The sequence below is a fragment of the Vibrio sp. TRT 1302 genome, from assembly GCF_050113875.1.
GTDB lineage: Bacteria > Pseudomonadota > Gammaproteobacteria > Enterobacterales > Vibrionaceae > Vibrio.
Genome location: NZ_JBNJOF010000005.1, coordinates 273,787 through 285,902, shown reverse-complemented (window position 1 = coordinate 285,902; position 12,116 = coordinate 273,787). Strand labels below are relative to the sequence as shown.

The following is a 12,116-nucleotide window of genomic DNA, read 5'->3' as shown; positions in this document are numbered from 1 at the left end:
GAGGCGTTGAGCTAACCTGTACTAATTGCCCGTGAGGCTTAACCATACAACACCCAAAGGGTTTTGATGGACTCAAAGTAAGAACATTGAATGTGTAAGAACTGACAGCTTTCCGAATTAAAGAATTTGCTTGGCGACCATAGCGATTTGGACCCACCTGATTCCATTCCGAACTCAGAAGTGAAACGAATTAGCGCCGATGGTAGTGTGGGGTTTCCCCATGTGAGAGTAGGACATCGCCAGGCTTTAAATTGCTAAGAGCCCGTTTGTAAGAACGGGCTTTTTTAGTCCCACAGGGATATCTTGATGCTGATATAGCTCAGGTGGTAGAGCGCATCCTTGGTAAGGATGAGGTCCCCAGTTCGAGTCTGGGTATCAGCACCAGTTACTGTTTGTTTTAAGCTTTATGCATAGAGTTTAAAGCAAAACGTAAAGAATTTTACTTGGCGACCATAGCGATTTGGACCCACCTGATTCCATTCCGAACTCAGAAGTGAAACGAATTAGCGCCGATGGTAGTGTGGGGTTTCCCCATGTGAGAGTAGGACATCGCCAGGTTCCCTTTCTGTTTTTGGATTTCAGAATAATCCAAAGGCAAAAACTTAGACTCAAGAGTCTAACCAGTGCGGAGCGGTAGTTCAGTTGGTTAGAATACCGGCCTGTCACGCCGGGGGTCGCGGGTTCGAGTCCCGTCCGCTCCGCCACTTATTCCAGACCTCAGCAGAAATGCTGGGGTCTTTTTGTTTTTACTCGTTTTATTGTGCACTTCGACTACAAGTTGCCTACGACGCTGGCTGTCTAGCACAGAATTAAAAGCCCGCAGCTTACGCTGCGGGCTTTTTGTGTATGAGAGAGATGGAACGCTTCGCTGATGGTAAACTTGATCGGCGAGAATCTTTCTAGGGGCTGATGTTGGCAACGCTTGTTCCCAGAAAAGATCCAATACATTGACTTTTATCTCTTCACGTTTAAATCCCAATCATACTCATAACTCGCTCCTTTAACCGACATGATCGGTTGTTCGCGATACCGATTGATATGAGTAACTAGCTGCTGTTGAGTGCCAAAATCAGCGATAAACCAATCATAGATAGATGAGAGTCGGATACTGTCACCATTCACTAACACACCCTTATCGCTATTGATAAACTGCTTTGCAGCGAGTTCCAACAACTGCTCTGTGTTAGCGGCGGTGAAGGCTTGGCTTTGTAAGTTAGGGCAACCTAAGCTGGCACAGTTAACGGCGTAGTGTGTTCTAGGATCGTTCCAGATAGGGCGTAAGATACGATGCTCAATGTCATTTAGAGAAAGTGGTTGTCCAGCCACAGTAATCACTTCATCTCCCCACGGCCCAAAGCTAAAAAGGCCACCTAATTTGGTAATCGATTTGATCGGGTAGGCATCGATAATTAGTTGAACTGTGATTGCATTGTATAGGTTAACCCAATAGGCATACTGTTCATCTAGCGAGTATGTTCGAGGATCGATCTTGGCAAGAGTAGAGATGTACAGATCCAGTTGTTGTTTGTCTTGTTCGGAAACGTCGCCATATTTGACTAGCGTGTAGTCACTGTCTGTTACTAGGTAGCTATTGAGGAAAGTTTGCCATGCTTGGTGTGAAATGCTGGCTTGGTTACTCTGATTGGCTTGTTGCCAATAGGGCCAAGGCTCTGACTTGGGGGCGGCAAAAACATTAAGAGAGATCAGTGTGACTAGCAGAGCAATAATACGTGTCATTGGCTAAATTCCAGTGGTGATAGGCTTTTATTACTAGACCAAGCTTATTGGGTGTTTGTTTCAGCTACAAACAAAAAAGGCTAGCTTAAGCTAACCTTTTGTTATTTATTGGTAGATTGAATTACTACAAGAAGCTAGGGATGTTAGCTTCGTAACTCGCGATCTTATCTTCGTGTTGTAAAGTAAGACCGATATTATCTAAACCGTTTAGTAGACAGTGACGGCGGAATTCATCGATTTCAAATGAGTACTCTTTGCCATTTGCTCTTACTTTGTTTGCTTCTAGATCAACTTCGACTTCAGCACCTTCATTGGCTTCAACAAACTTGAAGATTTCATCAACTTCTTGCTCAGTTAAGCGGACAGGAACCATTTGGTTATTGATAGAGTTACCGTAGAAAATATCTGCGAAGCTTGGAGCTATCATTGCTCGAATGCCGTAATCGGCAAGCGCCCATGGAGCATGTTCACGTGATGAACCGCAGCCAAAGTTTTCACGAGCAAGTAGGATAGACGCCCCTTTGTAACGCGGTGCATTCATTACAAACTCTGGATTTGGCTGTTTGCCAGCGTCATCAAGAAAACGCCAATCATGGAAAAGATGCTTACCAAAACCTAGACGAGATACCTTCTGTAGGAACTGTTTAGGAATAATTGCATCTGTGTCAACGTTTGCTGCGTCTAGAGGAACAACTAAGCCTTTATGCTGTTTAAAACCTGACATGTTGTTTCTCCTTAATCCAAGTTACGAATGTCGACAAAATGGCCAGCAATTGCTGCTGCTGCTGCCATTGCAGGGCTGACTAAGTGGGTACGTCCATCACGGCCTTGACGCCCTTCAAAGTTACGGTTTGATGTAGATGCACAACGCTCTTGAGGACCCAATCGGTCATTGTTCATTGCTAAGCACATCGAACAACCTGGTAAGCGCCACTCAAACCCTGCTTCTTTGAAGATAACATCCAGACCTTCCGCTTCTGCTTGCGCTTTCACTTGCTCTGAACCTGGAACGATCAAAGCCTGAACATGAGCGGCCACTTTACGACCTTTAGCAACTTCCGCAGCAGCGCGCATATCTTCGATACGAGAGTTAGTACAAGAGCCGACAAATACTTTGTCTACTGAGTATTCTGAAAGTGATTTGCCCGCCTCTAAGCCCATGTAGGCAAGTGCTTTTTCCGCAGAAGCTTTTTCTACTGGGTCTGTAAAACTTTCTGGCGCAGGGATAGGTTGGTCAACAGCGATAACTTGACCTGGGTTAGTTCCCCAAGTTACCTGAGGTTTAATATCTGCGGCTTCTAGTGTAACGACAGCATCGAACTCGGCATCATCATCCGTTTTTAAGGTCTTCCAGTACTCTACGGCTGCATCGAAATCAGCACCTTGAGGAGAGAACTTACGACCTTTAACGTAGTTAAATGTGGTTTCATCTGGCGCAATCAAGCCAGCTTTAGCACCGAGTTCAATCGCCATGTTGCAGACTGTCATTCGACCTTCCATTGTAAGGTCAGTGATGGCTTCACCGCAGAACTCGACAACGTAGCCTGTACCGCCAGCGGCGGTCGTTTTACCGATGATTGCCAATACGATATCTTTGGCTGTGATACCCGGTGCTACTTTGCCTTTAACTTCGATCTTCATGGTTTTAGCGCGAGCTTGTTTTAGAGTCTGAGTTGCTAAAACATGCTCAACTTCTGAAGTGCCGATACCAAACGCTAGAGAACCAAAAGCTCCATGTGTTGCCGTATGTGAGTCACCACAAACGATAGTCATACCAGGCAGAGTGATACCAAGTTCTGGCCCCATGACATGTACGATACCTTGGTATTTGTGGTTGATATCGTAAAGGGTGACACCAAACTCTTCACAGTTCTTCGATAGCGTCTCCATCTGGATACGTGCCATTTCACCTGACGCATTGATGTCTTTGGTCGTCGTCGATACGTTGTGATCCATCGTAGCGAAGGTTTTACTCACCTGACGGACTTTACGCCCTTTTTCTCGTAGGCCATCGAAGGCTTGAGGTGATGTTACTTCATGAACTAAATGGCGGTCGATGTACAGAATTGGGTTCTCACCCTCTGCGGCTACGGCGACGTGAGCGTCGTAGACTTTTTCATATAGTGTTTTGCCCATTATTACTTTCCTGTGTATAGCAGCAGGTAACGGCTTACCTACTGCTAAGTCATTATTATTAAATTGGTTTACTACGAATTAAGAATGTACTCTGCAATCTTATCGCCCATCTCAGAGGTGGATAGCGCAGGCTTGTCACCTGACAGATCCGCGGTTAATTCCCCTGCTGATAGTGCTTTTGATACCGCGGTTTCAATGTCCTGAGCCGCCGCCTCTTCACCTAGGCTGTAACGTAACATCAGAGCGGCTGACAGGATTTGTGCCACTGGATTAGCGATATTTTTGCCCGCGATGTCTGGTGCGCTTCCGCCCGCTGGTTCGTATAGGCCAAATTTGCTTTCATTAAGAGAGGCTGAAGGCAGCATTCCCATTGAACCTGTGATCATTGCACACTCATCAGAGATGATGTCACCGAAGATGTTCGAACATAGCATGACGTCAAATTGCGATGGGTCTTTGATGAGCTGCATTGTGGCGTTGTCGATGTACATATGCGACAACTCAACATCGGGATAGTCTTTAGCGATCTCTTCAACCACTTCACGCCAAAGGATAGAGCTTTGCAGCACGTTCGCTTTATCAATCGAGCATACTTTGTTGTTACGAAGGCGGGCTGACTCGAACGCAATCTTAGCAATACGTTCGATCTCGTAACGGTGATACACCTCGGTATCAAATGCTTTCTCATTTGCGCCTTCACCTTCGCGTCCTTTTGGCTGGCCAAAGTAGATACCGCCAGTTAGCTCACGCACAACAACAATGTCGAATCCGCGCTCTGAGATATCTGCACGAAGAGGAGAGAACGCTTCTAGACCTTTATGGATCTGAGCTGGGCGAAGGTTACAAAATAGCTGGAAGTGTTTACGTAGTGGAAGTAGGGCACCACGCTCTGGTTGATCGTTAGGCGGAAGATGTTCCCACTTAGGACCACCGACAGAACCAAAAAGAACGGCATCAGATTCTTCACAAGCTTTCACTGTGCTGTCTGGTAGTGGGCAACCGTGGTTATCGATCGCAATGCCACCGACATCATGTTCTTCACGCACAAATTCGATCGCGTATTTTTTTTCGATAGCGTCTAGCACTTTATGTGCTTGTGACATTACTTCTGGGCCAATGCCGTCACCGGGTAGTACAGCAATTTTGTATGATTTGTCTGTCATGGTAATCCTTTAATTTTTATTTTCCTCCAAGGCGACTCGCGTCCTTGGAGTCTCACTTATACTGTTGCGATTTTTTTCTGTTTGATTTCTTCGATTTTGTTTGCGCGATGGATGCTGTTAATCACATGCAATAGCGCTTGACCAGAAGCTTCTACGATATCAGTTGAAACACCTGTGCCGTGATATTTGCGACCTTTGTAGTTAGCGATGATGTCAGCTTGACCTAAGCCATCCTCACCTTCGCCTTTCGCGGTTAAATCAAACTTATCTAGAACAATATCATAACCAGTTACACGATAGATACACTGGTAAAGAGCATCAACAGGACCGTTACCGACAGCGGCTTCACAAGTTTCCTCATCACCACACTGTATCTTGATGCTTGTGGTGGCCATTACGCTTCCTGACTGAACGCTTAGATAGTTCAATTTATAAAAATCATCTTCTTCACGTAGATTAGAGAAATGCATCAAGGCTTCTAAATCATAATCAAACACTTGGCCTTTACGGTCAGCCAACTTTAAGAAGTCTTCATAAAGTGCATCCAGGTTGTACTCATCTTCTTTGTAGCCCATTGCATCCATATGGCTTTTCACTGCCGCACGTCCACTTCGGCTAGTTAGGTTCAACGCTTGATTCTTAAGACCTATCGATTCTGGTGTCATGATCTCGTAGGTATTCTTGTTCTTTAACATGCCATCTTGGTGAATGCCTGATGAGTGGCTAAATGCATTCGCACCTACAATTGCTTTGTTGCTTTGAATCGGCATGTTGCACAATTGGCTAACCAGTTTACTGGTGCGATGGATTTCATCATGTTTTAAACCTGTGTGAACACCAAGTAGCTCCTGTCTGGTCTTGATGATCATCGCGATTTCTTCAAGTGAGCAGTTGCCGGCGCGTTCGCCAATACCATTAATGGTGCCTTCAATCTGACGAGCACCTGCTTGCACAGCGGCAATGGAGTTTGCTACTGACATGCCTAAGTCGTCATGGCAGTGTACCGAAATGATCGCTTTGTCGATATTTGGCACTCGATTGAACAGGGTTTGAATAATGCCACCAAATTCATTTGGCACTGTGTAGCCAACGGTGTCTGGGATATTGATCGTGCTTGCACCTGCGTTGATAGCGGCTTCAACCATACGACATAAGTTATCGATAGGTGTACGCCCTGCATCTTCGCAAGAAAACTCGACATCATCGGTGTAATTACGCGCATGTTTGACTGCTTTTACACCCATTTCGACGACGTCATCGTAACTGCGACGAAGTTTGTCTTGAACGTGAACGGTGGAAGTAGAAATAAAGGTATGAATTCGGAACTGGTCTGCAACTTTTAACGCTTCTGCTGCGGCATCGATATCTTTCGCAACGGCTCGCGAAAGGGCACAAATTCGACTGTTCTTAATGTTGCGAGCGATGGTTTGTACCGACTCAAAATCACCTGGAGAAGAAACAGGAAAACCCGCTTCAATAACATCAACGCCGAGCCTTTCAAGCGCATAGGCAATCTGCAGTTTTTCTTTAACCGTCAAGCTTGCTGACAACGCTTGTTCGCCATCACGCAAGGTGGTGTCGAAAATAATGACTTGATCATTCATGTTTACTTCCTTAGTGATTATGTGCATTTGCACGAGTTAATCGTTTACTTCCGGTAATTAGATATAAAAAAACCCGCATCTGAGTGCGGGTTTGTTGTAATTCTGTGTGGTTGTTTTTCTTCCACAGCCTACCCGCGCGATTATGTCACGATAAGGAGGAGGCTCAGCAGGATAGAAAAACGGTTCATCATTGTTAACGATTCCTTTAGGGGCGTTAAATAATCCACATATTTAAGTTAACAAATTAGTACCGCACTCAACGGACAACGTCAACCCTAAAGTGTGTTTTTTATTCATCTTAGATCAGTTCCAGCGGGAAACGGCCAGTTTAAGAGATGAATCGTCTGTTGGTATTGGTCATGTCAATAGTGTGTTCTAGTAGGTTGAACCCATTACCACTCGTCGATACTGGTGAGCTTGTCATCGAATCTCAGTCAAAGTTTCACCTGCCTGTCACCAACTCGAATTAAGTTTAAGCAAGATCGGTAATGAAAGGAGCTGGAAATGCGTTCAATGGAGCCCATTGCTAAGTTTGATTTAGCGTTTTCCCTATTCTGTTTACAACATAAATTTTGTTATCCAGTGTCGCGTTTGAGTAAGGTGATTTCTCACACGGGAGATGGCCATCTATACGCTTTGCTCGGACTGCTCGCTTTTGTTTATGGTGGTGTCGAAGGGCGAACATTTCTTGCTGCTGGTTTGTGCGCTTTTGTTATAGAACTGCCGATCTATTGGTTGGCTAAAAACCTATTTAAACGCCGTCGCCCACAAGAGCTTTCCGATTTAGTCACTTCTTTTATTACGCCTTCAGACCGCTATAGTCTGCCTTCTGGGCATACTGCCGCCGCTTTCCTGATGGCGACTGTAATCGGTCATTTTTACGTGGAATGGCAGCTGTTTGCGTTTGTTTGGGCGGCGTTGATTGCAAGCTCAAGGATTTTGTTAGGCGTTCATTTCTTAACGGACGTTCTTATCGGCGTATTGCTTGGCGTCGGCAGCGCACAGTTCGCTCTGATCGCATTGGGGATGAATGGATGAAAATATTGTACGGAGTTCAAGGGACAGGCAATGGACATATTGCGCGTGCTCGTGCGATGGCAAAATGTCTTGCTAATGAAGGTTTGGATGTTGATTACCTTTTTACGGGAAGAAATGAGCAGCACTATTTCTCGATGGAAGCATTTGGTCATTTTCAAACTCGCGCTGGCCTTTCATTTGCTACCCGCAAAGGTAGGGTAGATATGGGTAAGACACTGGTGGCGAATAATCTTTGGAAGTTTTGGCGTGATGTCAGTCAGTTTGATTTGTCCGATTACGACTTAGTACTGAATGATTTTGAGCCGGTATCTGCTTGGGCCGCCAAAAGGCAAAAGATTCCCTCGATCAGTATTAGTCATCAAAATGCTTTTCGCTACTCGGTGCCGATCAAAGGAGCCAGTTGGCTGGACAAGCTGGTTATTAGGCATTTTGCCCCAGCCACACACCATCTTGGCTTGCACTGGTATCACTTTGACCAGCCTATCCTCCCTCCGATTATTCACACTGAGAAAGGGCACTGTAGGGAAGAAGACTATGTGCTTGTTTACTTGCCATTTGAAAGCTTAACTGACATCACGGATTTGTTGCTACGCTTCTCAAATCAGAAGTTTGTATGTTATCACCCAGAGATCACTGAGCCTCAAGTGCTTGCCAATATTCACTGTTTGCCACTTAGCCTCGACTCATTTCAATCTCATTTACAGCGTTGTGAAGGGGTTATAGCAAATGGGGGATTTGAGCTGCCGTCAGAGGCGTTGACTCTAGGAAAGAAATTGTTGCTTAAACCTTTAAGTGGCCAATTTGAGCAGATAAGTAATGTCGCGACATTGGAAGGACTTGGCTTGGCATCGTGTATGGATGATTTAGATGCATCCGCAGTGAGGCGATGGCTTGATGAAGACACGGCAGAAAGTGTCCAATATCCTGATGTGGCCGCAGCGATCGTGAGCTGGATTAAACAAGGCAATTGGGACGACCAATCTCAATTGACCGAGAGCCTGTGGGAAAAAGTCGATTTCCCGAGTTATGCGATTAACGTATAGATCTTCTTTCTTAGCGTAAAATGGCTTCAAACTATTGATGCCATTTTTACGTTGATATTGTTATTCATAAGTCCTATCCATAACTCTCTTTCTAAGAATAAGTTAGAAATTAATATCAAATAGATCTAATAAACACTATAAAAACGGCCTTGATATTTTTTTATGAGCTTTTTAAGTTATTGTTTATTAAAGGAACACTGTCGGGTTAAGTAAAAAATACTGATTAATTGTCAATCTTATTGCTAATTGCTGAATGATTCGTTGATAGTAGTGATTCGCCATAAAACATCTAACAACTAAATATAATGGATGCGGCGAACCTTTGGTTTTCTATTCCCAACTCATTTTGAAGTTAGTAACCATTTACGTTGATGAATTAAAGAGGCTTGCCCAATGATTGACAAAAAAGAGTCTATGAGTGCTATCGCTAGCTACCGTATGGAAAGTACTTTACGTGGAGTAGATTTAAACCTTTTAACTGTGTTCGATGCGGTCATGCAAGAACAAAACATCACTCGCGCTGCGCATAATCTGGGTATGTCTCAGCCAGCAGTAAGTAACGCTGTAGCGCGTCTTAAAGTGATGTTTAATGATGAGCTATTTATGCGTCAGGGACGCGGTATTCAACCGACTCAACGAGCTCGTCAGCTATTTGGTCCTGTTCGTCAGGCTCTGCAACTTATTCGTAATGAATTACCAAGTTCAGTTTTCTCTCCAGAGACATCTACTCGTCTATTTAAACTGGCAATTTGCAGCCCATGTGACATGCGTTTTGCGCCAAAGATTATGTCAACGATTCACGAGCTTGCGCCTAATGTACAGCTTCACCTAGATGCTGAATTCGATCGCCAACTTGCAGAGAGAATGCGTTACCAAGAGATCGACTTTGTTATCGATTATGCTCGTTTTGATGAGCAAGGCTTCTCAAGCACAGAAATCTTCCAAGATGAGTTGGTTGTAGTGGCATCTAAAGCACACCCACGTATTCAAGGGTCAGTAAACCCAGCACAATTGCTTGGTGAACGTCATGCTAAGTTATCTAAAGTTCACGGTCAGCGTAGCTTCTCTGAGCAAGCGTACCGAGATCTTGATGTTCAGGCATACTATGAGGGTACGAGCCTAAGCAACGTTCTCTACGTTGTAGGTCAATCTGAGCTAGTGACAATCGCACCACGTTGGATGGTCGAAAATGCAGCAAACAAAGAGCAGTTGCAAGTCATCGAGTTCCCGTATGAAAACGGTCAAATCAGTGGCTTCTTAAGCTGGCATGAATCAAGCGAAAAAGACAAGGGTCATATCTGGCTGCGCGATCAGCTAATGATGATCTGCGGCGAAGTGGTTGCTCTAAAGTAATTGTCAGTATTCACTGATAGGAAAAGCCTTGGATGGTTCGCGCCATTCAAGGTTTTTTACTATTTTAATTGATAACTTTGATGCTCATCAGTTGCCTTTTCTAACCCGAAATGTACACTTGTGCGCTTAATAAAGCTTACAGGTGTAAGCTAAAGGTAGTAAAGATGGCCAACCTAGATTTTCACATTGTAAAACGAATTCGAGAACAGATTGCGAAAGGCAGCGACCGCATTGCGCTCAAACATAAAGTGGGCAATATGTGGAATGGTATTAGCTGGAAGCAGTTTGGTCAGCAAGTTGATTCTCTTTCACTTGCTCTATTGGCTCAGGGAATACGAGTCCAAGACAAGATTGGTATCTTCTCCAACAACATGCCACAGTGGACAGTGGCAGATTTCGCAGCATTACAACTGCGTGCCGTCACAGTACCGATTTATCCAACCAACACTGCCGCTCAGTCAGCTTACATCCTACAGAATGCGGATGTGCGAGTATTATTTGTTGGTGAGCAAGCTCAATTTGACGCAGCTGTATCCATCTTTGACCAATGCGAACAATTAGAACTGATTGTGGCTATGTCCGATGACGTACAGGTTGGCGAACATAGTTTTGCTATTGGTTGGCAAAAATTCATTGCTCAGTCGAACGAAGTGCATCAACCAGAATTGGATGCCCGATTAGAGCAGGTATGCTTCGATGACCTACTAACACTAATCTACACATCGGGTACAACTGGGCAGCCTAAGGGCGTAATGTTGGATTACGCGAATATTGCTGCACAGTTGGAAGGCCATGACCAGAGATTAAGTTTGAGTGAATCTGATGTGTCGCTCTGTTTCTTACCTCTTTCGCATGTATTTGAGCGCGCTTGGACGTTCTACGTGCTGTACAAAGGGGCGACGAACTGTTACCTACAAGACACTATGCAAGTCCGTGAAGCCTTGAGTGAAGTACGCCCGACAGTGATGTGTGCGGTGCCTCGCTTCTACGAAAAGATTTTCTCAGCGATTCATGAAAAAGTGGCTAAAGCACCATTTATTCGCAAAGTTCTATTTACTTGGGCAGTAAATATGGGTGCCAAGATGGCATTGTGCCATCAAGAAGGGCGCAAACCTTCCATTGCTCTGAAGAAAGCGCACGCATTGGCAGACAAGCTGGTCTTGTCAAAGCTACGTGCTTTGCTTGGCGGTCAAATCAATTTCATGCCGTGTGGTGGCGCTAAGCTCGATGAAACCATCGGTCGCTTCTTCCATGCGATTGGTATCAACGTAAAGTTGGGTTATGGCATGACAGAGACGACAGCAACCGTATCGTGCTGGGATGATAAATGTTTCAATCCTGACTCGATAGGTATGTCGATGCCGGGCGCTCAGGTCAAGATTGGTGAGAACAACGAGATTCTTGTTCGTGGTCCAATGGTCATGCGTGGTTACTACAAAATGCCGGAAGAGACAGCGAAAACCTTTGACGAACATGGCTTTCTGAAAACAGGTGATGCTGGTCATATCGATGAGAATGGCAACTTGTTCATTACAGACCGAATCAAAGAGCTAATGAAGACGTCGAATGGTAAGTATATCGCTCCGCAAATGATTGAAGGCGCAATCGGCAAAGATCACTTTATTGAACAGATTGCTGTTATTGCAGATACGCGCAAATTTGTCTCTGCTCTGATAGTGCCTTGTTATGACTCGTTAGAAGAATACGCTAAAGAGCTCAACATCAAATATCATGATCGAGTCGAGTTGATTAAGCACCATCAGATTGTTGAGATGCTAGAAAAGCGCGTTAATGACTTACAAAAAGAGTTGGCGAAGTTTGAACAAGTGAAGAAGTTCAAGCTATTGCCGAAAGCCTTCTCTATGGATGATGGTGAGCTGACTCCGACACAAAAACTGCGTCGTAAAGTGATTAACGACAAGTATCAAGATGAAATCGAAGAAATGTACAAGGACAAGTCGGATAAAAACTAATATTTCCGATAGTTAATTTTCAGAGTGATTAAAAATCCCCCAACAAGCAAATTCGCTTGCTGGGGGATT

General features: G+C 44.6%; 9 protein-coding genes, 2 tRNA genes and 2 rRNA genes. 8 read left to right on the top strand and 5 right to left on the bottom strand.

Annotated elements, in window-relative coordinates:
* Window positions 1-129 precede the first annotated feature (129 nt).
* The 4 genes from rrf (ACQEXP_RS10160) to ACQEXP_RS10145 all read left to right on the top strand — a co-directional run bounded on the left by rrf (ACQEXP_RS10160) (window position 130) and on the right by ACQEXP_RS10145 (window position 704).
* Window positions 130-245, top strand: a 5S ribosomal RNA gene (gene rrf / locus ACQEXP_RS10160).
* A gap of 63 nt (window positions 246-308) precedes the next feature.
* Window positions 309-384 (top strand) — tRNA-Thr (locus ACQEXP_RS10155).
* A gap of 58 nt (window positions 385-442) precedes the next feature.
* Window positions 443-558 (top strand): 5S ribosomal RNA (gene rrf / locus ACQEXP_RS10150).
* Between the two features lie 69 nt (window positions 559-627).
* Window positions 628-704 (top strand) — tRNA-Asp (locus ACQEXP_RS10145).
* A gap of 250 nt (window positions 705-954) precedes the next feature.
* On the opposite strand, the gene ACQEXP_RS10140 is transcribed toward ACQEXP_RS10145, so the two are convergent.
* The 5 genes from ACQEXP_RS10140 to leuA form a co-directional block, all read right to left on the bottom strand.
* Window positions 955-1,737: a DUF547 domain-containing protein gene (locus ACQEXP_RS10140; protein ID WP_426969689.1), complete on the bottom strand. Its 783-nt coding sequence runs from the start codon at window positions 1,735-1,737 to the stop codon at window positions 955-957.
* Window positions 1,738-1,861: 124 nt separating this feature from the next.
* Window positions 1,862-2,461 (bottom strand): 3-isopropylmalate dehydratase small subunit, encoded by a 600-nt coding sequence (leuD, locus tag ACQEXP_RS10135; protein ID WP_426969687.1) that lies wholly within the window; start codon window positions 2,459-2,461, stop codon window positions 1,862-1,864.
* A gap of 11 nt (window positions 2,462-2,472) precedes the next feature.
* Window positions 2,473-3,873 carry a 3-isopropylmalate dehydratase large subunit gene (leuC, locus tag ACQEXP_RS10130; protein ID WP_269376495.1) on the bottom strand — a complete coding sequence of 467 codons (1,401 nt, stop codon included), beginning with the start codon at window positions 3,871-3,873 and terminating at the stop codon, window positions 2,473-2,475.
* 71 nt (window positions 3,874-3,944) lie between these two features.
* On the bottom strand, window positions 3,945-5,036 hold the full coding sequence (gene leuB, locus ACQEXP_RS10125) for a 3-isopropylmalate dehydrogenase (RefSeq protein WP_269376496.1): 1,092 nt from the start codon (window positions 5,034-5,036) through the stop codon (window positions 3,945-3,947).
* Window positions 5,037-5,092: 56 nt separating this feature from the next.
* Window positions 5,093-6,640 (bottom strand): 2-isopropylmalate synthase, encoded by a 1,548-nt coding sequence (gene leuA, locus ACQEXP_RS10120; RefSeq protein WP_138971873.1) that lies wholly within the window; start codon window positions 6,638-6,640, stop codon window positions 5,093-5,095.
* A 504-nt stretch (window positions 6,641-7,144) separates the two neighbouring features.
* On the opposite strand from leuA, the gene ACQEXP_RS10115 reads away from it, so the two are divergent.
* The 4 genes from ACQEXP_RS10115 (at window position 7,145) to ACQEXP_RS10100 (ending at window position 12,047) form a co-directional block, all read left to right on the top strand.
* A complete protein-coding gene (locus ACQEXP_RS10115) occupies window positions 7,145-7,678 on the top strand; it encodes a phosphatase PAP2 family protein (RefSeq protein ID WP_426969685.1) in 534 nt (177 codons plus the stop codon).
* Window positions 7,675-8,721, top strand: a complete 1,047-nt coding sequence (locus ACQEXP_RS10110) for an MJ1255/VC2487 family glycosyltransferase (protein ID WP_426969683.1) — start codon at window positions 7,675-7,677, stop codon at window positions 8,719-8,721. Before ACQEXP_RS10115 ends, ACQEXP_RS10110 begins: the two co-directional genes overlap by 4 nt.
* Window positions 8,722-9,114: 393 nt before the next feature.
* Complete coding sequence (gene leuO / locus ACQEXP_RS10105; RefSeq protein ID WP_269376499.1) at window positions 9,115-10,074, top strand: transcriptional regulator LeuO; 960 nt, start codon at window positions 9,115-9,117, stop codon at window positions 10,072-10,074.
* A gap of 164 nt (window positions 10,075-10,238) precedes the next feature.
* Complete coding sequence (locus ACQEXP_RS10100) at window positions 10,239-12,047, top strand: AMP-dependent synthetase/ligase (RefSeq protein WP_426969680.1); 1,809 nt, start codon at window positions 10,239-10,241, stop codon at window positions 12,045-12,047.
* Window positions 12,048-12,116: the final 69 nt, after the last annotated feature.